This is a genomic window from Microbacterium kunmingense (assembly GCF_023155745.1).
Taxonomy (GTDB): domain Bacteria; phylum Actinomycetota; class Actinomycetes; order Actinomycetales; family Microbacteriaceae; genus Microbacterium; species Microbacterium kunmingense.
Map to the genome: position 1 here is coordinate 312,884 of NZ_JAKNUS010000002.1, position 21,198 is coordinate 334,081.

20 protein-coding genes and 1 tRNA gene are annotated in these 21,198 nt (G+C 70.3%); 4 read left to right on the forward strand and 17 right to left on the reverse strand.

The window, feature by feature from the left end; all coding sequences use genetic code 11:
• Positions 1-54: 54 nt before the first annotated feature.
• The 3 genes from MA875_RS04195 to MA875_RS04205 form a co-directional block, all read right to left on the reverse strand.
• Positions 55-1,089, reverse strand: a complete 1,035-nt coding sequence (locus tag MA875_RS04195) for a ribose-phosphate diphosphokinase (RefSeq protein ID WP_248240473.1) — start codon at positions 1,087-1,089, stop codon at positions 55-57.
• Positions 1,064-2,536, reverse strand: a complete 1,473-nt coding sequence (gene glmU / locus MA875_RS04200; protein WP_248240474.1) for a bifunctional UDP-N-acetylglucosamine diphosphorylase/glucosamine-1-phosphate N-acetyltransferase GlmU — start codon at positions 2,534-2,536, stop codon at positions 1,064-1,066. The genes MA875_RS04195 and glmU overlap by 26 nt, the downstream gene beginning before the upstream one ends.
• A gap of 1 nt (position 2,537) precedes the next feature.
• Positions 2,538-2,609, reverse strand: a tRNA-Gln gene (locus MA875_RS04205).
• A 44-nt stretch (positions 2,610-2,653) separates the two neighbouring features.
• Here MA875_RS04205 and MA875_RS04210 point away from each other — a divergent pair.
• The gene (locus MA875_RS04210; protein ID WP_248240475.1) at positions 2,654-3,151 is read left to right on the forward strand and encodes a MarR family winged helix-turn-helix transcriptional regulator; all 498 of its coding nucleotides are present in this window, start codon (positions 2,654-2,656) and stop codon (positions 3,149-3,151) included.
• Between the two features lie 3 nt (positions 3,152-3,154).
• Here MA875_RS04210 and MA875_RS04215 read toward each other — a convergent pair whose 3' ends face one another.
• From MA875_RS04215 to MA875_RS04250, 8 genes are all read right to left on the reverse strand, one after another.
• Positions 3,155-4,969 carry an ABC-F family ATP-binding cassette domain-containing protein gene (locus MA875_RS04215; RefSeq protein WP_248240476.1) on the reverse strand — a complete coding sequence of 605 codons (1,815 nt, stop codon included), beginning with the start codon at positions 4,967-4,969 and terminating at the stop codon, positions 3,155-3,157.
• 46 nt (positions 4,970-5,015) lie between these two features.
• Entirely contained in the window at positions 5,016-6,326 is a 1,311-nt protein-coding gene (locus tag MA875_RS04220) for a GNAT family N-acetyltransferase (RefSeq protein ID WP_248240477.1), read from the reverse strand.
• Between the two features lie 65 nt (positions 6,327-6,391).
• Positions 6,392-7,315: an ABC transporter substrate-binding protein gene (locus MA875_RS04225; RefSeq protein WP_248240478.1), complete on the reverse strand. Its 924-nt coding sequence runs from the start codon at positions 7,313-7,315 to the stop codon at positions 6,392-6,394.
• 40 nt (positions 7,316-7,355) lie between these two features.
• Positions 7,356-8,075 (reverse strand): ABC transporter permease, encoded by a 720-nt coding sequence (locus MA875_RS04230; RefSeq protein WP_248240480.1) that lies wholly within the window; start codon positions 8,073-8,075, stop codon positions 7,356-7,358.
• The gene (locus tag MA875_RS04235) at positions 8,072-8,761 is read right to left on the reverse strand and encodes an ABC transporter permease (protein WP_248240481.1); all 690 of its coding nucleotides are present in this window, start codon (positions 8,759-8,761) and stop codon (positions 8,072-8,074) included. Before MA875_RS04235 ends, MA875_RS04230 begins: the two co-directional genes overlap by 4 nt.
• Positions 8,758-9,585 carry an ABC transporter ATP-binding protein gene (locus tag MA875_RS04240; RefSeq protein WP_248240482.1) on the reverse strand — a complete coding sequence of 276 codons (828 nt, stop codon included), beginning with the start codon at positions 9,583-9,585 and terminating at the stop codon, positions 8,758-8,760. Before MA875_RS04240 ends, MA875_RS04235 begins: the two co-directional genes overlap by 4 nt.
• A 21-nt stretch (positions 9,586-9,606) precedes the next feature.
• Positions 9,607-9,909: a DUF427 domain-containing protein gene (locus tag MA875_RS04245; protein WP_248240483.1), complete on the reverse strand. Its 303-nt coding sequence runs from the start codon at positions 9,907-9,909 to the stop codon at positions 9,607-9,609.
• Positions 9,910-10,001: 92 nt separating this feature from the next.
• On the reverse strand, positions 10,002-10,937 hold the full coding sequence (locus MA875_RS04250) for a 4-(cytidine 5'-diphospho)-2-C-methyl-D-erythritol kinase (RefSeq protein WP_248240484.1): 936 nt from the start codon (positions 10,935-10,937) through the stop codon (positions 10,002-10,004).
• A 115-nt stretch (positions 10,938-11,052) separates the two neighbouring features.
• Here MA875_RS04250 and MA875_RS04255 point away from each other — a divergent pair, with 115 nt between their 5' ends.
• Positions 11,053-12,630, forward strand: coding sequence for a stealth family protein (locus MA875_RS04255; protein ID WP_248240485.1), 1,578 nt, complete (start codon positions 11,053-11,055; stop codon positions 12,628-12,630).
• Here MA875_RS04255 and MA875_RS04260 read toward each other — a convergent pair.
• Together MA875_RS04260 and rsmA are read right to left on the reverse strand one after the other, a co-directional pair.
• Entirely contained in the window at positions 12,584-13,534 is a 951-nt protein-coding gene (locus tag MA875_RS04260) for a phosphodiesterase (protein WP_248240486.1), read from the reverse strand. The genes MA875_RS04255 and MA875_RS04260 overlap by 47 nt on opposite strands.
• A gap of 113 nt (positions 13,535-13,647) precedes the next feature.
• The gene (gene rsmA, locus MA875_RS04265; RefSeq protein WP_248240487.1) at positions 13,648-14,496 is read right to left on the reverse strand and encodes a 16S rRNA (adenine(1518)-N(6)/adenine(1519)-N(6))-dimethyltransferase RsmA; all 849 of its coding nucleotides are present in this window, start codon (positions 14,494-14,496) and stop codon (positions 13,648-13,650) included.
• A 108-nt stretch (positions 14,497-14,604) separates the two neighbouring features.
• Between rsmA and MA875_RS04270 the strand changes: the two genes are divergently transcribed.
• Positions 14,605-16,026, forward strand: a complete 1,422-nt coding sequence (locus tag MA875_RS04270; RefSeq protein ID WP_248240488.1) for a sugar porter family MFS transporter — start codon at positions 14,605-14,607, stop codon at positions 16,024-16,026.
• Positions 16,027-16,067: 41 nt separating this feature from the next.
• Positions 16,068-17,324 carry an MFS transporter gene (locus tag MA875_RS04275; RefSeq protein ID WP_248240489.1) on the forward strand — a complete coding sequence of 419 codons (1,257 nt, stop codon included), beginning with the start codon at positions 16,068-16,070 and terminating at the stop codon, positions 17,322-17,324.
• A gap of 3 nt (positions 17,325-17,327) precedes the next feature.
• On the opposite strand, the gene MA875_RS04280 is transcribed toward MA875_RS04275, so the two are convergent.
• The 4 genes from MA875_RS04280 to rsmI are packed head-to-tail and all read right to left on the reverse strand — an operon-like array spanning position 17,328 to position 21,181.
• Positions 17,328-17,834: an NUDIX hydrolase gene (locus MA875_RS04280; RefSeq protein ID WP_248240490.1), complete on the reverse strand. Its 507-nt coding sequence runs from the start codon at positions 17,832-17,834 to the stop codon at positions 17,328-17,330.
• Between the two features lie 6 nt (positions 17,835-17,840).
• Positions 17,841-18,725, reverse strand: coding sequence for a TatD family hydrolase (locus MA875_RS04285; RefSeq protein ID WP_248240491.1), 885 nt, complete (start codon positions 18,723-18,725; stop codon positions 17,841-17,843).
• On the reverse strand, positions 18,722-20,326 hold the full coding sequence (metG, locus tag MA875_RS04290; RefSeq protein WP_248240492.1) for a methionine--tRNA ligase: 1,605 nt from the start codon (positions 20,324-20,326) through the stop codon (positions 18,722-18,724). The genes MA875_RS04285 and metG overlap by 4 nt, the downstream gene beginning before the upstream one ends.
• Before the next feature lie 9 nt (positions 20,327-20,335).
• Positions 20,336-21,181 (reverse strand): 16S rRNA (cytidine(1402)-2'-O)-methyltransferase, encoded by an 846-nt coding sequence (rsmI, locus tag MA875_RS04295; protein ID WP_248240493.1) that lies wholly within the window; start codon positions 21,179-21,181, stop codon positions 20,336-20,338.
• Between the last annotated feature and the right edge of the window lie 17 nt (positions 21,182-21,198).

Below are 21,198 nucleotides of genomic sequence, written 5' to 3' on the forward strand. Positions count from 1 at the left end.
TTCCTATGCAACGGCTCGGAACGCGAAGACCCCCAGCTGATCCCGAGACTCGGGTCAGGCGGCACCGTCGAACATGCTCGTGACCGAGCCGTCTTCGAACACCTCGCGGATCGCGCGGGCGAGAAGGGGGGCGATGGGGAGGATGGTGAGCCCCGGGAAACGCTTCTCCTCGGGAACCGGAACGGTGTCGGTGACGACGACCTCGTCGATCGCGTCGCTGCGCAGACGCTGCGCCGCAGGGTCGCTGAAGATCGCGTGGGTCGCGGCGACGATCACGCGCTCGGCGCCGCTGGCCTTCAGCGCCTCGGCCGCCTTGACGATCGTGCCGCCGGTGTCGATCATGTCGTCGACGAGGAGGCAGACGCGGCCCTTCACCTCACCGACGATCTCGTTCACGGTGACCTGGTTGGCGACGTTCGGATCGCGGCGCTTGTGGATGATGGCCAGCGGAGCCCCGAGACTGTCCGACCACGTGTCCGCGACGCGCACCCGGCCGGTGTCGGGGGAGACGACGGTCAGCTTGGCGCGGTCGGCGGCGCTCAGGGTGTCGCGGAAGTACTCCAGGAGCACCGGCTTGGCGAACAGGTGGTCCACCGGTCCGTCGAAGAATCCCTGGATCTGCGCGGCGTGCAGGTCGACGCTCATGACGCGGTCGGCGCCGGCGGTGCGCAGGAGATCGGCGACCAGGCGGGCGCTGATCGGCTCACGGCCACGGCCCTTCTTGTCCTGCCGGCTGTAGGGGTAGTACGGCGCGACGACGGTGATGCGCTTCGCGGAGGCCCGCTTGGCCGCATCGAGCATGATGAGGGTCTCCATCAGCCACTCGTTGACCGGCGGCCCGAAGCTCTGCACCAGGAAGAAGTCGCAGCCGCGGATGGACACCTCGAAGCGCGTCAGGATCTCACCGGACGCGAACGTGCGGTACTCGGTGGGAACGAGCTGCGTTCCCAGGCCCGCCGCGACCTCGGCGGCGAGCTCCTGGTGCGACCGGCCGGCGGCGACGACGAGCCGCTTCTTGGTCTTGGCGACGATGCCCGGGGCGATGTCGTTGTCGCGGTCGAGGTCAACCGTCTTCGTTTTGCGCGCCATCGTCCGCTTTCTGTGACGTCCGGGCTCGCGCTGCGACCTCGGCCGCGGCCGTCCCGGGCCTGTTCTTCTCGACCCACCCCTCGATGTTGCGCTGAGGGGCCACACTCAGGGCCAGAGCACCGGCGGGGACATCCTTGCGGATGACGGCGCCGGCTCCGGTCTTCGCGCCGTCTCCGATCCTAACTGGCGCGACGAAGACGTTGTGCGAGCCGCTGTGGACCTCATCGCCGATCTCGGTGCGGTGCTTGGCCAGGTCGTCGTAGTTGGCCGTGATCGCTCCGGCGCCCAGGTTGACTCCTGTGCCGATAGTCGTGTCGCCGATGTAGGACAGGTGCGGCACCTTGCTGCGTGCGCCGATGTCGGAGTTCTTCACCTCCACGAACGTGCCGATCTTCCCGCCGGCTCCCAGGCGGGCGTTGGGGCGGAGGTACGCGAACGGGCCCACCGTCGCATCGGCGCCGATCACGGCGAGGGTCGCGTCGGTGCGGGTGACCGTGGCCCTCTCCCCCACCTCGCAGTCCACCAGGGTGGTGTCGGGGCCGACGACGGCCCCCTCTGCGATGACCGTGGCCCGAAGGACGTGCGTGCCCGGCAGCAGGGTGACATCGGGCGCGAGGGTCGCCGTGACGTCGATCCACGTCGTGGCCGGGTCCATGACGGTGACGCCCTCGCGTTGCCAGTGGCGGACCGTGCGGGCGTTGAGGGTGCGCGCCGCCTCGGACAGCTGGATGCGGTCGTTCACTCCGAGCGCGGCGGCCGCATCGGGCGCGGTGACCGCGGCGACGGGCAGCCCCGCGTCGCGCAGCAGGCCGATGACATCGGTGAGGTACTTCTCGCCCTGCGCGTTCGCGGTGCCCACGCGCGCGAGCTCACGCCGCAGCGACGCCGCCTGGAAGACGTAGACCCCCGCGTTGATCTCCGTGACCGCGAGTTCGTCGGGAGCGGCATCCTTCTGCTCGACGATCCGCGCGACGGTGTCGCCTTCGGAGCGGATGACCCGCCCGTACCCCGAGGCGTCGTCGAGGACGGCCGTGAGCAGGGTCGCTGCGGCCCGGCGGGCGCGGTGGGTGTCCAGGAGCGCGGTGAGCATCTCGGCCTCGAGGAGCGGCACGTCGCCGCTGAGGACCAGGATGTCGTCGTCCTCCTCGCCGAGGGCGGCAAGGCCGAGCTCGACCGCACGTCCCGTGCCGGCGACCTCGTCCTGGTCGACGATCACCGCCTCCGGCGACACCGCGGTCGCCTCGGACGCGACGAGATCGCGTTCGTGACGCACCACGACGGCCGTGCTCCGGGGGCGGAGCCCTGCGGCGGTCTGCAGGACGTGGCCGAGCAGCGAGCGCCCGCCGATGCGGTGGAGCACCTTGGGGGTGGCGGACTTCATCCGTGTGCCCTGCCCGGCGGCCAGGACGATCACCGAGAGCGAGGAGGAGGCGGTGGTGTCTGTCATGCTCCGCCGCCAGGACTCGAACCTAGACCTCACAGCTCCAAAGGCTGTCGTGCTGCCATTACACCACGGCGGATCGCCCCCGCAGAGGGCGCCCGACAAGTCTGCCAGAGTGGATGCATGCCCCGAGAGTCGGACGAAGTCGACCGCATCGTCGAGGCGTGGGGTGCCCAGCGGCCCGACCTCGACTTCTCGCCCCTGGAGGTGCTCTCGCGGGTCGACAGACTGTCGCGGCACCTCGACCGTGCCCGGCGCGAGGCGTTCCGCCGCAGCGAGTTGGAACCGTGGGAATGGGACGTCCTGTCGGCGCTGCGACGCGCCGGTGAGCCGTTCCAGCTGAGCCCCAAGCAGCTGCTGCTGCAGACCCTCGTCTCCAGCGGCACCATGACCAACCGGATCGACCGCCTCGTGGGACGCCGCCTGGTGCGTCGCGAGGCCGACCCCGGTGATGGCCGGAGCATCCTGGTGACCCTCACCGAGGAGGGACGGACACGGGTCGACGCCGCGATCACGCGCCTCGTCGATGCGGAGGCGCTCCTGCTCGGATCGCTCTCCCGAAGTGATCGCGACCGCCTCGCGGGACTGCTGCGGAAACTCAGCCTGGGTTTCGACGCCTGAGCGTCACCCGATCTGTTCGATCAGGGCGAACCACCGCTCCTCGGTCTCGTCGCGTTCGGCCTCGAGGGCGCTGATGCGGCTCATCTCCGCCGAGAGCCCCGCGTAGTCGGACTGGTCGTGATCGGCGAGGGCGATCTTGGCCCGCGACACCTCTTTCTCGAGCTTCTCGATGCGGCGCTCGAGCGCGGCGGCCTCCTTCTGCGCGGCGCGCAGGTCGGCACCGGTGAGCGCCGGGTTCGCCGCGGCGGAGGGTGAGGCCGCGGACGGCGGGGTGGCCGTCGGAGCCCGCCGGTCGGCGGCGAGCAGCCGCAGGTACTCGTCGACACCGGCGGGGAGGTGGCGCAGGCGACCGCCCAGCAGCGCGTACTGCTGATCGGTCACCCGCTCCATGAAATACCTGTCGTGCGAGACGACGATGAGGGTGCCCGGCCACGAGTCGAGGAGATCCTCGAGCGCCGCGAGCATGTCGGTGTCGAGATCATTGGTCGGCTCGTCGAGGATGAGGACGTTCGGCTGCGACAGCAGGATCAGCAGCAGCTGCAGCCGTCGCTTCTGCCCTCCCGAGAGGTCGCGGACCGGAGTGGAGAGCTGTGCGCTGGCGAATCCCATCCGCTCCAGCAGCTGCCCCGGTGACAGCTCCTGCGCCTTCGACCCGGCACCCAGGGTGTAGGTGGTCCGAAGCCCCGAGATGACGACCCGCACGGGATCGTCCAGGTGGGGGTCGAGTTCGTCCATGCGCTGGCTGAGGATCGCCACCCGCACGGTCTTGCCTCGCTTCACCCGGCCCGAGGTGGGTTCCTGCTCGCCGGAGATGAGCGAGAGGAGGGTGGACTTCCCAGCGCCGTTGATCCCCAGGATGCCGGTGCGTTCACCGGGCGCGATGCGCCACTCGACATCGTGGAAGACCTCGGTGCGGCTCCCCCCGTCGTCGTAGACGACCGAGACGTCGAGCAGGTCGACGACATCCTTTCCCAGTCGCGTGATGGCCAGAGCCTGGAGGGCGACGGGGTCACGCAGTTCCGGCACATCCTCGATCAGGGCGTTGGCGGCGTCGATGCGGAACTTCGGCTTCGACGTCCGCGCGGGGGCGCCGCGCCGGAGCCAGGCGAGTTCCTTTCGGGCGAGGTTCTGACGGCGAGCTTCGATGGCCGCCGCCTGCCGGTCGCGCTCGACCCGCTGCAGGATGTAGGCGGCGTATCCGCCCTCGAAAGGTTCGACGATGCGGTCGTGGACCTCCCACGTCGTGGTGCACACCTCGTCGAGGAACCAGCGATCGTGGGTGACGACGAGGAGCCCACCCTGATTCGCGGGCCAGCGCCCGCGGACGTGGTCGGCCAGCCACGCGATCGCCTCGACGTCGAGGTGGTTCGTCGGCTCATCGAGGAACAGCACGTCCCAGTCGCCGACGAGGAGCGCGGCGAGGGCCACCCGACGGCGCTGGCCGCCGGACAGGCCCGTGACCGGCCCCTCCCAATCGAGCCCCTCCAGGAGCCCCGCGATGACGTCGCGCACGCGCGGGTCACCCGCCCAGTCGTGGTCGGGGCGGTCTCCGACGACGGCGAAGCGCACGGTGTGCGCGTCGTCGAGGGTGTCGGACTGATCCAGGACGCCCACCCGAACGCCCCGCCGCACCGTCACCCGACCGGAATCGGGCTCCAGCCGCCCCGCGAGCATGGCGAGGAGGGTCGACTTGCCGTCGCCGTTGCGGCCCACGACGCCGATGCGGTCGCCCTCGTCGATACCGAGGGAGATGCCGTCGAAGACGACCTTCGTGGGAAATTCCAGGTGCAGGGCTTCGGCCCCGAGAAGATGCGCCATATCCCCTCCAGGCTATGGCCCCTGTTCGGGGCCGCCGACCAGGAGGTCAGTACCAGAAGCTCAGCCGCGGCGCCCGGGGCGTGAGGAAGAGGGGCGCGACGAGGTCGGCGTCGTCGACGGCGATGCGCCCCGCCGCGGCCAGGGTCGTCACCGACACGCCACCCAGGTAGATCGCCGAGAGCTCCTCGATCCCCAGTCGCAGGACGGGGGCGGTGGCGGCGGAGTCGCCGACGTCTTCGACGGTTCCGAGCCCGTCGATCACCCGCAGGAGCCATCGCCCGGTGGAGAGGCCCAGGGAGTCCTCCACGTCGAGGAGCACCTCGCCCGAACCGGTGTAGGTCCGCGCCTCCAGGGCGCGGGGGACGTCGAGGATCCGCACGTACTGGTGGTCGCGGACGGTGATCGTCACGGCGCGCTGATCGGCGATCATCCACCACAGCGGCTCATCGACGGCGAGCTCGCCGGCGCGGATCTCGCCGACGAGGTCGAGCTCGAGGAGGAAACGCCACAGCGCCGCGTAGGCGGCGGGTGTGGCGGCGATGAGGGAGAGCAGGTCGACACGGGACTTCGTCCAGTCCTCTCCGTTCTCGGTGACCGTGTACAGCGCCGCCCCGCGGATCCGTCCGGCGTCGTCGCGCCACTGGATCGCCCGCTTCTTGCCCGGGTCCTTCGCGTCGGGCCTCGTGCCGGCGAAGGAGTCCCAGTGGCCGGCGGGGATCTCCAGTTCGCCGGCCGAGCGCCGGCGGACCTCTTCGTGCAGGCCCGGCGCGATCTCGCGCCAGGTGTCCCGCGAGACGAAATCGACCCGACCCGACCGGCCGGGTCCGCGCCATCCTGCCCGCTTGGTGTCGATCACCCAGGTGGCCGCCGGAGCCGCCGGAGCGAAGCCGTAGCGGCCGTACAGGGTGGCCTCGCTGACCGTCAGCATCGCCAGGGGCACGTCGCCGGCGACCGCGCTGCGCAGCTCCGCCTCCAGCAGGGCGCGCGCGATCCCGCGCCGCCGATGGGTGGGGGCGACGGTGACGGCGCTGACGGCACTGCCCGCGAGCACCCCGCCGCCGGGCACCGTGAGCTCCGACAGCCACGAGGCGCTCGTGGCGACGGGAGCAGACGCCGACGGCGCCGCGGGGTCGTACACCCCCGTCATCCGCCGGTAGTCCCCGCGCGCGCGTGCCTCGCGCACCTGCTCCGCTGTCAGTTCCGGGTCGAGGAACCCCCGGGCGACGACCTGGATGAAGGCCTCCCGGTCGGCGTCGCCGGTGACGAGGGTCATCGTCAGCCCCTGGGCCTCCAGACGCTCCCGGGAGACGGGATCGACGTCGCGTGCGAGATGAGCGGCGGCAGCAGAAGCATCCATGGCCCCCACGCTACTGAGGGGCACCGACAGGCGCACGCCCGTCGATGCCCCTCCGCGAAAGCGACTCAGGAGATGCCGTTCTCCTCGAGCCACTGGGTGGCGATCTCGTCGCTGGAGAGCTGGTCGGCCGTGCTCTGCACGTTCAGGGCGACCAGCGCCTCCGGGGTCAGCGCGGCGCTCACCTGGTTGATGACGTCGGCGATCTCATCGGCGATGTCGGCGCTGGCGACCGGCACCACGTTCGAGGCGAGGAACAGCCCCTCGGGGTCGTCGAGCACGACGAGGTCCTCGGTCTGGATGCGCGGGTCGGCGGTGAAGACGTTGGCCACGTTGACGGTGCCGGCGACGAGGTCTTCCACCGTCGTGTCGCCCGTCGCAGAGAACGACACGTCCACCCCGTAGGTCTCGGCGAGCCCTGCCGGACCGTAGGGACGCTCGGCGAGCTCGGGCGGACCGCCGAGGGTCAGCGGCACGTCCACGTTCGCCAGGTCGGCGATCGAGGACAGCGAGTACTCGTCGGCGAACGCCGCGGTCACGGTGTAGGAATCCTGGTCGCTGGCGGTGGACTGGTCGAGCACCGTCAGCCCCTCGGGGAGCGCATCGGGAAGCGCCGCATACACTTCTTCGGCGGTGCGGGCGGTGGTCTCCTCGTCGAAGTACTGCAGCAGGTTGCCGCTGTACTCGGGGAAGAGGTTGACCTCGCCGCTCTCGAGCAGCGGGACGTAGGCGTCGCGCTGCCCGATGTTGAACTGGCGCTCCACGTCGAACCCGGCGTTCTCGAGTGCCTGTGCGTAGATCTCGGCGATGATCTCGTTGGAGTAGTAGGCCTGCGAGCCGACGACGATCGTGCTGCTGTCGCCGGCGCCGGCGCTTTCGTCGCCACCACCGGAGTCGAGCGGGTCGCTCGTGGCGCAACCGGCCATCGTGACGACGGCACCGGTCAGGATCGCAGCGCCCGCGAGCCCCTTTCGGAGTCGTGCTGTGAACATGTTTTCCTCTTTTCTGATGCGGATAGGGAGGTCGGGAGGCTCACGCGGCGGCGACGCGCGGGGCCCGGGTGCGGGATGAGGCGGTCGACCGCTGACCGGCGAGGACGCCGCGGGGAACCGCGACGCGCTGGAGGACGGCGAACACGCCGTCGAGGACGAGGGCGAGGACCGCGACGAGTATCGCACCGCCGATGATGACCTCGATGCGGCGCAATTCCAAGCCCGTGATGATGTATTGCCCGAGGCCGCCGAGTCCGATATACGCGGCGATCGTGACCGTGGCGACGACCTGGAGCGTCGCGGAGCGGATGCCGCCCACCAGGAGCGAGAGTCCGAGGGGCACCTCGATCCGCCAGAGGATCTGCCCCTCGGTCATCCCCATCGAGCGACCGGCGTCGATGACCCGGCGATCGATCGCCTCGAACCCGGCGTAGGCGCCGGCGAGGATGGACGGGATGGCGAGGACGACGAAGGTGATGACAGCGGCCTCGGGCTTGCGCAGCACCCCGAGGAGCAGCGTGAGGAGGATCAGCAGTCCGAACGAGGGGATCGCGCGTGCGGCCCCCGAGATCGCCACCGCGATCTCCCGGCCCTTGCCGGTGTGCCCGATCCACCACCCGATCGGCGTCGCGATGACGCCGGCGATGACGATCGACACCAGGGTGTAGGCGAGCTGCTGCGCGAAAGCGAGCGGGATGGGATCGAGATAGCCGGTGTCGCCACCGAAGATCCACGCGAACGCGTCGATGAAGTAGTTCATGCGGCCGCTCCCGAAAGCGCGACACGTCCGGGCCTCACCCGGGTGCCCGCCACGCGCCGGGTCCACGGCATGAGGAGCCGTCCCGCGATGAGGAGGACGAGGTCGACGACGAGGGCGAGGACGACGACGGCGACCACTCCCGCCACCACCTCGGGGATGATGCGGCGGTCGAGGCCGTTGGTGAACAGGTAGCCGAGATTGATGATGCCGGCGAGGATGCCGACGGTCGCCAGCGCGATCGTGCTCGCCGCCGTGACCCGGAGACCCGCCAGGATCACCGGGCCGGCGAGCGGGAACTCGACCGCCCAGAATCGGCGGAACGAGCCGTACCCCATCGCCGTGGACGCCTGTCGGACACCCTCGTCGACGGAATCCAGCCCATCCGCCACCGCACGGACGAGGATGGCGATCGCGTAGATGGTGAGGGCGACGACGAGGTTGGTCTCGCTGGTGATGGAGTACAGGCCCGTGGCGCTGGGCAGGAGCACCAGGAGGGCGATCGAGGGGATCGTGTACAGCAGACCGGTGATCGTGATGACCCCGCTGCGCACCAGCCGGTAGCGCCACGCCACCCATCCCAGGGGGACGGAGATGACGAACCCCAGCACGAGGGCGATCACACTCTGCCGCAGGTGCACCACGGCGAGCTCCCCGATCAGCCCGAGGTTGTTGAGGACCCAGGTCACGTGCGAGCGCCATCCTCGATGAGGGCTCCCTGCGTGCGTCCCTCGCCGTCCACGACGACGGTTCCGTGCGGCGTCCGCTTCAGCCGCAGCGCGCGCTTTCCCCTGTCGGCGCCGATGAAGGAGGCGACGAAGTCGGTGGCGGGTGCCTCGATGATCTCGTCGGGGGTGCCGCGCTGGGCGACCTGCGCCCCCTTCTCCAGGATCACCACCTGATCTCCGAGGAGGAACGCCTCGTCGATGTCGTGGGTGACGAAGACGATCGTCTTGGCGACCTCGCGCTGGATGCGCAGCAGCTCCTCCTGGAGCTCGGCGCGCACGATCGGGTCGACCGCGCCGAACGGCTCGTCCATGAGGAGGATGTTGGGATCGGCAGCGAGCCCCCGTGCCACGCCGACCCGCTGCTGCTGGCCACCGGAGAGCTGGCTGGGGTAGCGATCGGCCATCCCCCGGTCAAGACCCACCGTGTCCATGAGCTCGAGCGCCTGCGCCCGGGCCTTCTTGCGTTTCGCGCCCTCCAGCACGGGGACCGTGGCGATGTTCTCGGCCACGGTGAAATGCGGCAGGAGGCCCGAGTTCTGCATGACGTAGCCGATGCTCCGGCGCAGCTTCACCGGGTCTCGCCCGGCGATGTCCTCGCCGTCGATGAGGATCGTGCCGTCACTGGGCTCGACCATGCGGTTGATCATGCGCAGGAGCGTGGTCTTGCCGCATCCGGATGACCCGACGAAGACCGTCGTGGTGTGCGCGGGCACGACGAGATCGAAGGATCGGACCGCCTCCGTGCCGTCGGGGAAACGCTTGGTGACGCCTCGGAACTCGATCATGGCGCGGTGCGTCCGGTCGACTCAGTCGACGACCTGGACTTCCTTCCAGAACGCGACGTACCCCGAGAAGTCCTTGCCGACGCGCTCGATCGCGGTCGGGTACGGGGTGGGGTACGACCAGGCGCGGTCCTTCAGCGCCTTCCCGCCCGACGTCACGTCGAAGTACTGGCACTCCCCCTTCCACGGGCAGGTGTAGGGGGTGGGGCTCTCGACGAGCACACCCTCGGCGACGCTCGAGGGCGGGAAGTACCAGTTGCCCTCGATGGAGACGAGGTCGTCCTTCGGCGCCTCGGCGATCACCGTTCCGTCCAGTACAGCCTTCATGGGGTCCTCCCGACGTCGTGCCGATCCGCCGCCGGAGCGACGACCCTGTTCACGCTAGCCGACACCGGCGACACCGGGACGGAAATGGCGATCTACTCCGACACAATCCGCGCGCCCGGAACCGGACCGTGGACGTGCAGGGCGTGGTGTCCGGCGACGCTCAGCGCGACCTGCAGCTCGAGCGCGGACTCGGGATCGGCCGCGAGGAACGCCGAGGTCGGACCCGATCCCGACACCATTCCCACGAGCGCCCCCGAGCTCTCACCGAGCTCGAGGACGTCGCGCAGGTCGGGCCGCAGCGACAGCGCCGCCGCCTGCAGGTCGTTGCGCACGTGCGCGGCGAGGGCGACGGCGTCGCCGATCCGCAGCGCCTGGAGGACTCCCGGATCGACATCGGGGCTGCGCGGCGACGGAGCGATGTCGGAGCGCGCCCTCATCGCGTCGAGGTGGCTGTAGACCTCCGGTGTCGACAGCCCTTCTTCCGAGGTGACGACGACCCAGTCGAAGCGGCCCTTCGCGAGCGCCCGGTTCAGCTGGTCGCCTCGCCCGGTGCCGATCGCCGTCCCGCCCATGAGCGCGAACGGCACGTCCGCCCCGAGGCGACGGGCCAGGCGATGAAGTCCGGATGACCCGAGCTCGGCCCCCCACAGGGCGTCGCACGCGACGAGGGCGGCCGCCGCATCCGCCGACCCGCCGCCCATCCCTCCGGCGACGGGCACGTGCTTGTCGATGTGCAGCCGCACTCCGCCGCGATGCCCGATCTCGCTCGCCACCAGCCGCGCCGCCCGCAGGGCGAGATTGCGATCGTCCACCGGCACGCCCGAGACATCCACCGAGCCCGACACCGTCAGCGAGAAGTCGTCGTCGCGTTCGGCCCACAGGTCCTCCACGAGCGAGACCGCCTGATAGGCCGATGCGACGTCGTGATAGCCGTCGGGCTGGACAGCCCCCACCTCGAAGAAGACGTTGAGCTTCCCCGGCGCGCGGACGTGGACGCGATCGGCGGGGCCGGCGGGGTCCACGGTCATGCTTCGAGGCTATCGTCCGCGGCGCCGGCGAAACGCCGAGGAAACAGAAGGAGAACTACAGTTGTCCGGTGCCCCGTGCGGGGCGCGCTCCACCTGACTTCGCGAGGAGGTTCCCATGGCACGTGTCGCTCCCCTTCCGTCGATGAGCGATCCCTGGACGAACCTGCTCGCGCGCGACGACGTGCGGCTGGTCGACGGGATGCTCCACACCGTCCACGAGACACTCCCGGTGGGCGAAGCGGCGGTGGTCGATCTGCTGGCCGTCGCCGATGCGCTCGCCGCCGAGGGGATCGACGTGCTGCTCGTCCGGGATGCCGAGCGTCGAGACCGACTCGTCGTGGACGCAGAGGACGGCGCGCGGACGTTTCAGACGCTGCGACGCCTGGGCACCGACGAACCGTTCTACGCCCGTACCCCCGGTGAGGAGCCGGTGCCGTTGCACACCCTCGCCGATCCGGTGGGGCTCGCCACGGTGACCGTCTTCCGACCACGGGTCACCCCGGGCGGCACCCTCCGCTACGGATCGTCCTCGGGCACCCGCGTCGACCTGTGGCGGTTCGGAGCCGAGCTCATCGAGGCGCCCCGACCCACCCTCCTCACCCGCCGGACGATGGCCGCCGACGATGTGTCGTACACCGAGATCGAACGCCACGGCAGGCGCTGGCGCACGCTGTCGGGCATGTACGAGACCCACGCCACGGAGTTCTCCGGCGACGTGGACATGGTCTTCTCCTGGGTCGACGGCTCCTCCAGCGAGTTCCAGCGCAGCCGCGCGGCGCGCATGCAGAGCTACGTCGTGGGCGACGGCGACGACGCCCCCGCACGGTATCGGCAGATCGACGAGCTGAAGTACGCGCTGCGCAGTGTCTACATGCACGCCCCGTGGGTGCGGCGGATCTTCATCGCCACCGACTCCCCCGCGCCGGCGTGGCTGGCCGACCATCCCCGGGTGACGATCGTGCGCAGCGAGGAGTTCTTCGCCGACCCGGCCGGACTGCCGACGCACAACTCGCACGCCGTCGAGGCGCAGCTGCACCGCATCGACGGACTCGCCGAGCACTTCCTGTACAGCAACGACGACATGTTCTTCGGGCGACCCGTCGACCCCGAGCTGTTCTTCTCCCCGGGCGGGGTGAGCACGTTCGTCGAGAGCCGCGTGCGCATCGGCACCGGAGATCCGCGTCCCGAACGCAGCGGCCACGACAACGGTCTGCGCGTCAACCGCGCGCTGCTGCGCGAGCGATTCGGGCGGCTCATCACCCACGACCTCGAGCACTGCGCGGTGCCGATGCGCCGCTCGGTCGCCTACGAGCTGGAGCGCGAGTTCGCCGAGGACTACGCCCGCACGGCGGGAAGCCCCTTCCGATCGGCCACCGACATCTCCGTCACCAACAGCCTGTATCACTACTACGCGCTGCTGACCGGGCGGGCGATCGTGACGACCAAGCCCCGGGTGCGGTACATCCAGACCACCCAGCTCGCGTCGCTGCGTCGCATGGAGCGGCTCCTCGCCCGTCGCGACACCGACATGTTCTGCCTGAACGACGGGAGCGTCCCCGAGCTCCCCGAGGAGGTGCGCATCCGCGCGATCCGCGACAGCCTCGAGCGCTACTTCCCCGTGCGCGCGCCGTGGGAGCGCGACGAGGTCAGTGCAGCACCGGCAGCGGAGACGTCGGCGGCGAGCTCCCGCTGACCGTGTCGGCGTCGGCGTCCTCCGCCCCGCGGAGCTCGACACCGGCATCGTCCAGGCGACGGCGCGACTCCTCCGCGTCGACGAAGTCGAGCACCGGGCCGGCGTCCACCGGCACGACCGAATGCACGACGGTGTCGTCGTAGATGTGCACCACGTTGAACGCCTGCGCGGCATCCTGGGGTCTCGTGCCGCCGACGGGGACGGTGAGGTCCTGCGTGTAACAGGTCGCCGAGGCCACCGACACCGGAACGCCGGCGAACGTGGCGAAGGTCGAGTAGTGCAGATGGCCGGCGAGGATCGCCCGCACGTCGGTGGACCGGATGACCTCGGCGAGGCGTGACTGCTCGCGAAGCTCGACGCTCGCGGCAAGGTCCAGCACGCTCGGCACCGGCGGGTGGTGCATCGCGAGGATGGTTCCCAGGGGCGCGGGGACGGCGAGGACACGTCGGAGCCAGGAGAGCTGCGCGTCGGAGAGCTCGCCGTGGTGCTTGCCGGGAACGCTGGTGTCGAGGGTGACGATGCGGAGCCCGTCGATCTCGTCGACGCGGTCGACCGGCCGCCCCGAATCATCCCGGCGTCCCCAGAGCCCGGCGTGGAAGGCCGCCCGCTCGTCGTGATTGCCCATCACCCAGACCACGCGGGCGCCGACGGCCTCGGCAACCGGGTCGACGAGGGCTCGCACCCGCTCGTAGGCCTCGGGCTCGCCGAAATCGGCGAGGTCGCCGGTGAACACCAGGGCGTGGGGCCGCATGCCCGAGTCGGTGATGGCCGTCAGGGCCTTCCCGAGCCTCTCTTCGGCATCGATGCGGTCGTAGAGACGCGATCCGTGGGCCCGCAGGTGCGTGTCGCTGAGGTGCAGGAGCACGCGTTCGGGTCTGGGGTACTCGGCGAGGAGTCTGTCCACTGTCTTCTCCGCCCCCTTGGGGTGTCGGGTGCGTCCGATGGTAGTCGGATATGTGAACCGTAGGGTGCGTTCAGGTGAATACAGGCGGCACACCCCGTGTACACGGGATGTCGTCAGGCCGGGAGCGCGTGGGCGATGCGGAGGAAATCCCCCACGACGAGCTCCTCGCCCCTCGCCGTCGGTGCCACCCCGGCCCTCTCCAGGATCGCCGACGCCTCCGCCGAGCCGCCGCCCAGGGCGCCGGCGAGGGCCTGCCGCAGCATCTTTCGGCGCTGCCCGAACGCGGCGTCGATGAGGGCGAAGGTCGCCCGTCGCTCGGCCTCGGTGCCGGTCGGCTCGGGGTGACGGTGGAACCCCACGAGGACACTGTCCACGTTCGGAACCGGCCAGAACACCTGGCGCGGCACGGTGCCCGCCAGGCGCCACACCCCGTACCACGAAGCCTTGACGCTCGGCGAACCGTAGGCCTTCGTGCGCGGAGCGGCCGCGAGCCGCTCCCCCACCTCGGCCTGCACCATCACCACCCCGCGCTCGAGCGCGGGGAATGTCTCGAGGAAGTGCAGGAGCACCGGCACCGAGACGTTGTACGGGAGATTCGCCACGAGGACCGACGGGTCACCCGGGAGGGCGGTGACCGCGAGCGCATCGGCGTCGATGACCCGCAGCGATCCGGGCGGAGCCCCGTGAGCGGCGGCGGTGGCCGGCAGTCGCGCGGCCAGTCGATGGTCGATCTCGACGGCGGTCACCTCGGCGCCCGCGCCCAGGATGGCCAGCGTCAGCGAGCCGAGTCCCGGTCCGACCTCGACGACGTGCTCGCCGGGGGCGACCCGGGCGACCTGCACGATCCGCCGGACGGTGTTGGCGTCCACGACGAAGTTCTGACCGAGCTTCTTGGTCGGGGTGACATCGAGCTCGGCGGCGAGGGCGCGGATCTCGCCCGCGCCGAGAAGGGTCACCGCCATGGCTTCCACCCTAGTGACTCGCCGCGCAAGCCCTCACGCGCCGAACCCCGCGGGGCTATGGTGACCCCCGTGAGCTCCTCAGCGTCGATTCCCACTCAGGCTTTCTCCATGCGCAGCCCCTTCGGACGCCGAGCGGTGGCCCTGTCGATCGCGGCCGCGGTCGGCGGGTTCCTGTTCGGGTTCGACTCGTCGGTGATCAACGGCGCCGTCGACTCGATCGAGAGCCAGTTCGACCTCACCGCGGTGATCACCGGGTTCGTCGTCGCCGTCGCGCTCCTGGGCTGCGCGCTGGGGGCGGTGCTGGCGGGTGTCCTCAGCGACCGCTGGGGGCGCCTGCGGGTGATGATGCTCGGCTCGGTGCTCTTCTTCGTCAGCGCGATCGGTTCGGGGCTCGCCTTCAGCGCGATCGACCTGACCGTCTGGCGCTTCATCGGCGGACTCGGCATCGGAATCGCCTCGGTGGTGGCGCCGGCCTACATCGCCGAGGTCGCCCCGCGTCAGATCCGCGGCACGCTCGGCTCGTTGCAGCAGCTGGCGATCACGCTCGGCATCTTCGGCGCCCTGCTCTCCAACGCCCTTCTCGCCGGCGTCGCGGGGGGCGCATCCTCGCAGCTGTGGCTGGGGCTGGAAGCCTGGAGATGGATGCTGCTGGTCGAGGCCGTTCCCGCCGTCGTCTACGGCGTGCTGGCCTTCACCATGCCCGAGTCGCCGCGCTTCCTTATCTCGCAGGGGAAGTACGACGAAGCGCGGGCCATCTTCGCCCACCTCGTCCCCGAGGCCGACCTGAACCAGACGATGAAGGACCTCGAGCAGGCGATCGCCGCCGACAAGAAGAGCAAGGGCGTGTCGCTGCGCGGCCCCCGATTCGGTCTCCAGGGGATCGTCTGGGTCGGCATCATCCTGTCGGTGTTCCAGCAGTTCGTCGGCATCAACGTGATCTTCTACTACTCCACGACGCTGTGGCGGGCCGTCGGCTTCACCGAGCAGAACTCCCTGCTGATCAGCGTCATCACGTCGGTGACGAACGTGCTCGTCACGATCGTGGCGATCGTGCTGGTCGACAGGGTGGGCCGCAAACCCATCCTCCTTACCGGCTCGATCCTCATGACCGTGTCGCTCGGCGCCATGGCGCTCTCCTTCGCCTTCGCCGAGACCGTGGACGGCGAGGTGAGTCTTCCCGGCGCCTGGGGTCCGATCGCGCTGGTCGCGGCGAACCTGTTCGTGATCGGGTTCGGCGCGTCGTGGGGACCGCTGGTCTGGGTGCTGCTGGGCGAGATCTTCCCCAGTCGCATCCGCGGCAAGGCGCTCGGCGTCGCCGCGGGCGCCCAGTGGATCGCCAACTTCCTCATCACCGTCAGCTTCCCGGCGATGTCGAACTGGTCGCTCCCGCTCACCTACGCCATGTACGCGATCTTCGCCGGTCTGTCCTTCGTGTACGTGCTGCTGAAGATCCCCGAGACCAAGGGCATGGAGCTCGAGCAGACCGAGACGCTGTTCGTCTCGAAGGCGAAGGCCGGCAGAAGCGCCTGACGGAAGCCGTCGGAAGCGGCATCCGATCCTAGGATGATCGGATGCCCTCCCTCGGCGACCTCATCGCACCCCGTCGCCTCGGGCGGGATTTCCGGTGGCTGCTGGCGTCGTCGTGGACGAGCAATCTCGGCGACGGGATCGCCCTCGCCGCCGCTCCCCTGCTCATCGCGTCGCTGACGTCGTCGCCGATCCTCGTCGCCGCCGGCGCCATGATGCAGTTCCTGCCGTGGCTGCTGTTCGGTCTGCTCGCGGGGGCTGTCGCCGACCACCATGACCGGCGCCGGCTGGTGATGCTCGCCAATGCCCTGCGCGCCCTGGTCATCCTCGGGCTCGTGATCTTCCTCCTCACCGGGCAGGCCACCGTCTGGCTGGTGCTCGTGACGTCGTTCCTCTACGGCACCGCCGAGGTCTTCGCCGATTCGGCCGGAAGCACCCTGCTGCCCATGCTCGTGAGGCCCGCGGACCTCGGCGTCGGGAACGCGCGGATGCAGGCGGGATTCCTCGTGGGCAATCAGCTGGCGGGGCCGCCGCTGGGCGCCTTCCTCTTCGCCGCGGGATCGTTCGTGCCGTTCCTGCTGCAGGTGTTCTGCGTGAGCCTGGCGATCCTGCTCATCTCCCGGATCGCGCGCACCCCCGTGCCCGATTCAGGCGAGACCGAACGGGAGTCCAAGCTCCGCGCCATCCGTGAAGGTCTTCGTTGGCTCCGGCACAACGCACCGGTGCGCACACTCGTGGTGATCATCCTCGTCTTCAACGTCACCTGGGCAGCCCCGTGGGGGGTGCTCGTGCTCTACGCCACCGAGTATCTCGGCATGGGGCCCGTCGGGTACGGGGCGCTGACGACCGCATCCGCGCTGGGCGGGATCATCGCGATCTTCAGTTTCGGATTCCTCGAGAAGCGGATCCGCTTCGCCACGCTCATGCGCGTGTGTCTGACCTGCGAGGTGCTCATGCACCTGGCCTTCGCGCTGACCACGGCGCCTGCGATCGCGTTCGTGATCATGTTCGGATTCGGTCTCTACGCCTTCGTGTGGGGCACGATCTCGACCACCGTGCGTCAGCGCCTGGTGCCGATGGCCCTGCAGGGCCGGATCGCCTCGGTGAACATGGTGGGGGTGTTCGGCGGGCTCGTGATCGGCCAGTTCCTCGGCGGGGTGATCGCCCAGATCTGGGGTCCGACCGGGCCCTGGTGGTTCGCGTTCGCGGGTTCGGCGGTCACCCTGGCCCTGGTGTGGCGCTCGATCTCCCATATCGCCGCGGCTCCCCCGGCCCTCGGCGCCACCCCGACCCCGGCCTGACCGTCAGCTCCGGATCCGCGCCCGCAGCGGCTCACCGAGTTCGCGCAGACGCCGCACCCACGGCCCTGCCATCTCGCCTGCGGCCGTGCGGGCGAAGACGGTCTCGACCGGCGCCCATTCGGCCTCGCTGACCTCGGCGGGATCGGGCACGACCGCGGGATCGTCGACCCGCGCGAGGTACAGATCGAACAGCGCCCGCTCCTCCCGCACGCGACCGACGAGCGCGAGAGCGGCGGGGTCGACGACGACACCGGTCTCCTCGGCGAGCTCGCGCACCGCTGCCTGCCGACTGGTCTCTCCGGCCAGGGCGCTGCCCGCGGGGAACTCCCACGACAGGGGCCAGTCCTTCACCGCCGCGCGGCGGGTGGTCAGCACCCGACCGTCCGGCCGGACCGCGCACACCGACACGACGAGATGGAACGTCCCGTCGGGAAAGGCCGGGTCATCCCGCCGGTGGGTCCGGCCGAGCGGACGCCCTGTCTCATCGATCAGGTCCCACAGCTCGGTCATCGCATCTCAGCCGGTGAAGGAGCCGTAGACGGCGAGGGTGTTCTCGGCAAGTTGCGCGCACAGCTCATCGACCTCGACCTCGAGTTCGGCGGCGAGGAAGCGCACCGTCACGGGCACGAGGTAGGGCGCGTTCGGGCGGCCCCGGTGCGGCGTCGGGGTGAGGAAGGGCGCGTCGGTCTCGACCAGCACCCGCTCCCGGGGCGTCACCTTCAGGGCGTCGCGCAGGTTCTGGGCGTTCTTGAACGTCACATTGCCGGCGAAGGACAGGTAGTAGCCCTCGTCCGCGCAGCGGCGGGCCATCTCGGCGTCGCCCGAGAAGCAGTGGAAGACGGTCCGGTCGGGCGCCCCCACGCGGTCGAGGGTCTCGAGGACGGCTTCGTGCGCGCCGCGGTCGTGGATCTGCATCGAGATCCCGTGCTTCTTCGCCAGGGCGATGTGCGCCTCGAACGAGGCGTGCTGGGCGGCCAGCCCCTCCTCGCCGGTGCGAAAGAAATCCAGGCCCGTCTCGCCGATGGCGCGCACGCGCGGTTCGGCGGCGAGCGCATCGATCACCGCGATCGCCTCGTCGAGGCGTCCGGCCTCGGCGTAGGCAGGCGCTTCGTTGGGGTGGATGGCGACAGCGGCGAGGACGTCGGGGTGGGATGCCGCGGCGGCAGCCGACCAGCGACTGGATTCGATGTCGCCGCCGGCCTGCACCACCCCGATGACGCCGACGGCGCGCGCGCGGGCGAGCTGGGCGTCGAGGTCGAGCGGCTCGTCACCGTCGGTGATCTCCAGGTGCGCGTGGTTGTCGTAGACCGGTACGCGCAGCGGCTCGGGCGCCGCGGGCCAGCGGACATCGCGCGAGCCGTCGTTGTGGCGCTCCCGGATGTATCCGCTCGGATCGGTCACGCCTTCGCCGCCCCCGGCTGGCCGTCGCCGGGCTGCTCCACGCGCGGGAAGAGCGGCGCGAGCGCGTTGACACTCGTGCCCGGGCGGAGCTGCCCCCACCGCCCCGCGTCGCGGAGCGCCTGATCCTGCAGTCGGCCGAGCGACTCGGCGGCGCCGAGCCCCACCCACAGCTTCTCTGTGGCGATCGGCATGATGGGCGACAGCAGCACCGCGAGCGCGCGGAGCCCCTCGGCGGCGGTGTAGAGCACGGTGTCCAGGCGGCTGCGGAGGCCCTCGTCCTTCGCGAGCACCCAGGGCTCGTTCTCGGTGATGTACAGGTTCAGCGCGTCGACGATCGTCCAGATCGCGGCGATCGCCTCGTCCAGCCGGAACCGTTCGATCGCGGCATCCGCTCTTTCCACGGCATTCGCCACGGTCTCGCGGATGACCCGGTCGCCGTCGGTCTCCTCCCCCGCGGGCGGCACGATCCCCTCCCGGTACCGGGCGATCATCGCCGTCGTGCGCGAGGCGAGGTTGCCGAAGCCGTTGGCGAGCTCCGCCTGGTACCGGGCCGAGAGGTCCTCCCACGAGAACGAGCCGTCCTGGCCGAACGCGATCGCGGAGAGGAAGTAGAACCGGTACGCATCCGACCCGAAGACGTCGGTGATCTCGGTGGGGGCGATCCCGGTCAGCTTCGACTTCGACATCTTCTCGCCGCCGACCAGCAGCCACCCGTGGGCGAAGACACCGCGGGGCACCTCGACGCCGGCCGCCATGAGCATGGCGGGCCAGATGACGGCGTGGAAGCGCAGGATGTCCTTGCCGACGACGTGGTACGCGGGCCATCGCCGGGCGAACTCCTCGGGGTCGGAGCCGAATCCCACGGCGGTGGCGTAGTTCAGCAGCGCGTCCACCCAGACGTAGATGACGTGGGTCTCATCCCACGGCACCTTGATGCCCCAGTCGAACGTCGATCGCGAGATCGAGAGGTCTTTCAGGCCCTGCTTGACGAAGGAGACGACTTCGTTCCGCGCCGATTCGGGCCGGATGAAATCGGGGTTCTCGGCGTACAGCTTCAGCAGCGGCTCGGTGAACTCGCTGAGCTTGAAGAAGTAGTTCTTCTCCTGCAGGAGCTCGAGGGGCTTGGAGTGGATGGCGCACACCTTCAACCCCTCGAAGGCGCCGGTGCCGTCCACAATCTCGGACTCGGTCTTGAACTCCTCGCAGCCCACGCAGTACAGCGCCTCGAACTCACCGGCGTAGATGTACCCGCGGTCGTGGATCGCCTGCACGAACTGACGCACGCGCTCCTCGTGCCGCGGCTGGGTGGTGCGGATGAAGTCGTCGTTGGCGACATCGAGGGTCTTCAGGAGCGGGAACCACGACTCCGCCACCAGCCGGTCCACCCACTCCTGCGGGGTGGCCCCGTTCGCGGCGGCAGCCCGCAGCATCTTCTGACCGTGCTCGTCGGTGCCGGTGAGCATCCAGGTGTCGTCACCGGCCTGGCGGTGCCAGCGCGCCAGCGCGTCCACGGCGACGGTGGTGTAGCCGTGGCCGATGTGGGGCACGTCGCTCGGGTAGTAGATCGGCGTCGTGATGTAGAAGGATCGGCCGGAAGTCACCCGAGAATTCTAGGTGGAGCCGATGCCGCCGTCCGCCGTGTGACGGGCAGCCAGCGCCGCTTCGTACAGATCGCGCCGCGACAGGCCGGTCTGACCGGCCACCTCGGCCGCGGCATCCTTCAATCGCACACCCCCGGCGACCAGGCGCGTGACCTCGCCCACGCCGTCGGCGAGCGACACCCCGCGGCGCTCGGCGCCGCCCACGACGACGACGATCTCGCCACGGACTCCGCCGGCCGCCCACCCCGCGAGCTCGCCGAGGGTGCCCCGGCGGATCTCCTCGTGGAGTTTGGTGAGCTCTCGGCAGACCGCGGCGGGGCGATCGGGTCCGAAAGCGCGGGCGAGGGCGCCGAGGGTCTCGGCGATCCGGGACGGCGCTTCGAAGAAGACCATCGTCCGCCGCTCGGTCGACAGCTCCCCGAAGAGGGTGTCGCGTTCCCCCGCCTTCCGGGGTGGGAACCCCTCGAACGAGAACCGATCCGTCGGCAGCCCCGATGCGGCCAGCGCCGTCACCACGGCGCTCGGACCCGGGATGACGGTGACGCCGACCCCCTCGGCGGCGGCCTGAGCGACGACGGAGAAGCCCGGATCGCTCACCGTGGGCATGCCGGCGTCGCTGAGAAGGAGGACATCCTGCTCGCGGGCGAGGGCGACGATCTCCGCTGCCCGGTCCTTCTCGTTGTGATCGTGCAGCGCGATCAGCCGGGGGCGGTTGTCCACCCCGAGCGCGGCGAGGAGGCGCTGGGTCGTGCGGGTGTCCTCCGCCGCGATGACGGCGGTGTCGGCCAGCGCGCGGCGGAGGCGATCCGACGCGTCGCCGAGGTTGCCGATCGGGGTGGCCGCGAGGATCAGCATGCCGTCAGCTTAGGCGC